Annotated in this window: 1 protein-coding gene and 1 pseudogene; both read left to right on the top strand. The window is 67.0% G+C overall.

Features of this window, described 5'->3' with window-relative positions; genetic code table 11:
* Positions 1 to 785 (top strand): annotated as a pseudogene (locus DBR22_RS24655) (amino acid adenylation protein); the annotation flags it as partial.
* 42 nt (positions 786 to 827) lie between these two features.
* Positions 828 to 2,210, top strand: coding sequence for a M1 family metallopeptidase (locus tag DBR22_RS16030; protein WP_108599837.1), 1,383 nt, complete (start codon positions 828 to 830; stop codon positions 2,208 to 2,210).
* Positions 2,211 to 2,285: the final 75 nt, after the last annotated feature.

Below are 2,285 nucleotides of genomic sequence, written 5' to 3'. Positions count from 1 at the left end.
CATCATGGCTTGGCAGCCCGCCGGTGCGGCTCCGGCGCACGGCCATCGCCTCAGACGACACCCGCACGTACCAGCCGCCGTTACGGCTTAAATTCGCCCGCAGCCTGTGGGAGCTGGGCCGTTTCATTCCGGTGGTGGTCACGGTATCGGTCGCCGTCGGCGTGCTGCTGGCCCTGGACTGGCTGGCTGCCACCTACAGCTACTGGGCTGCCGCAGCCCTGGGCGGCGTGGTGATGCTCGTGGCCGGGGCAGCCGCTGCCGGCAGCGCCGTCGTCGCCAAATGGATCCTGGTGGGCAGGATCCGCGCCGGGGAGCACCCGCTGTGGAGTTCATTTATCTGGCGCAATGAAGTGGTGGACACCTTCATCGAGATGGTCAGCGCCTACTGGTTTGCCCGCGCCGCCAGCGGCACGCCGGCCCTGGTCTGGTGGCTCCGGGCGCTCGGCGCACGGATCGGCCGCGGTACCTGGTGCGAAAGCTACTGGCTTCCTGAAGCGGATCTGGTGAGCCTGGGACGGAACTCCACGGTCAACCGGGGCTGCGTGGTCCAGACCCATCTGTTCCATGACCGGGTGATGAGCCTGGACACTGTTACGCTCGAAGATGGAGCCACCATGGGTCCTCACGGCGTTATCCTTCCGCAGGCAAGCATTGGCAGCGGTGGAACAGTGGGCCCCGCGTCGCTGGTCATGCGGGGTGAATCCGTTCCTGCGTCCACGTACTGGATGGGCAACCCGGTGAGCCCCTGGAGCGGCCCCGCGTCCCCTGCCGCGAAGCCAAAATAGCGTTCCAACTGCCCCGCCATTCCTGCAAGGAAAGACAGTCTTATGAGTTCCACTGCACCAAGCCCGAGTACGGCGGCGGGCCCCGTGTTCACCCCGGAGCAAGCGGCCGCCGCACCTGATCCCTACATGCCCGGCCATGGCACGAATGCGTACCGCGTCAGCCGTTATGAGCTGGATCTTGATTACAAGCTCAGCACCAACCGCCTGAGCGGGCGCGCGGTCCTGCACGCCGTCACCCAGTACCCCACCGCTGCACTGGTGCTGGACCTGGCCGGACTCCGCGCCACCAAGATCCAGCTCGGCGGCCGGAGGGTGCGCAAGTTCAGCCAGCGCGCCGAACAGCTGGTGATCGTCCCTGATGCCGCCCTGCCGGCCGGCGAACACTTCACCCTGGACATCCGGTATGAAGGCAGCCCCGCTCCCCGCCGCGGGCTCTGGGGAGAAGTGGGCTGGGAGGAGCTTACCGACGGCGTCCTGGTGGCCGGCCAGCCCAACGGCGCCGCGTCCTGGTTCCCCTGCAACGACCACCCGCGGGATAAGGCCAGCTACCGGATCAGTGTCACCACCGACGCCAACTACCGCGCTGTCTGTAACGGAGAGCTGATCTCGCACACCAGCCGGGCAAGCCGCGAGACCTGGGTCTACGAGCAGGCCGAGCCCATGGCCACTTACCTTGCAACCGCCCAGATCGGCCGCTACGAATTTCTGACCCTGGCTGGCCCCTCTTTGGACGGACACGTGCCGCAGTTCGTAGCTGTTCCGGCGATGCTGGCCGATTCGGCCCGCCAGGGCCTGGCAAGGCAGCGGGAGATGATGCTCACCTTCACCAACTGTTTCGGGCCCTACCCTTTCCCGGAATACACGGTGGTGGTCACCGAGGACGAACTTGAGATTCCGCTTGAGGCGCAGACCCTGTCCATCTTCGGCCGGAACCATCTGGAGCAGGATTGGGAATCCCAGCGGCTGATCGCCCACGAGCTGGCGCACCAGTGGTTCGGGAACTCCCTGACCGCAGCGTCCTGGGCTGATATCTGGCTTCATGAGGGGTTCGCCTGCTACGCGGAGTGGATCTGGTCCGAGGAAGCAGGCGTCCTTCCGGTCGCGCAGCGCGCTGCCGCGGCCTGGCGGAAGCTGGCCGCCGGCCGGCAGGACATCACCGTTGGCGATCCGGGGCCGGAGCTGATGTTCGATGACCGCGTCTACAAGCGGGGAGCCCTGGCCCTCCACGCCCTGCGGCTTCGGTGCGGCGACCTCGCCTTTTTTGCCCTGCTGCAGGACTGGACGGGCGCCAACCGCCACGGTTCGGTCTCCACCGCAGGATTCATTCTCGCTGCTGACCGGACCACAGGCCTGGACTCAGAGGCCCTGCTGCACCCGTGGCTGCATGAAACAGCACTCCCGCCGCTGCCGGTCAGCCCGCAGTAGCCATCACAGCACGGGGCCGGACAACGCGATGGCGGCCCGGAGGTACGGCGGGAGGCCCGCCTCCCCTGGCAGCAG

Origin of the sequence: Arthrobacter sp. HMWF013, assembly GCF_003061105.1 — a bacterium.
In the GTDB taxonomy this organism is placed as follows: Bacteria; Actinomycetota; Actinomycetes; order Actinomycetales; family Micrococcaceae; genus Arthrobacter.
This window is presented reverse-complemented; position numbering and strand designations above follow the sequence as displayed.

Excerpts from the sequence above, each read along its gene's own strand:
- DBR22_RS16030 (WP_108599837.1), top strand. The coding sequence starts at position 828 with ATGAGTTCCACTGCACCAAGCCCGAGTACGGCGGCGGGCCCCGTGTTC.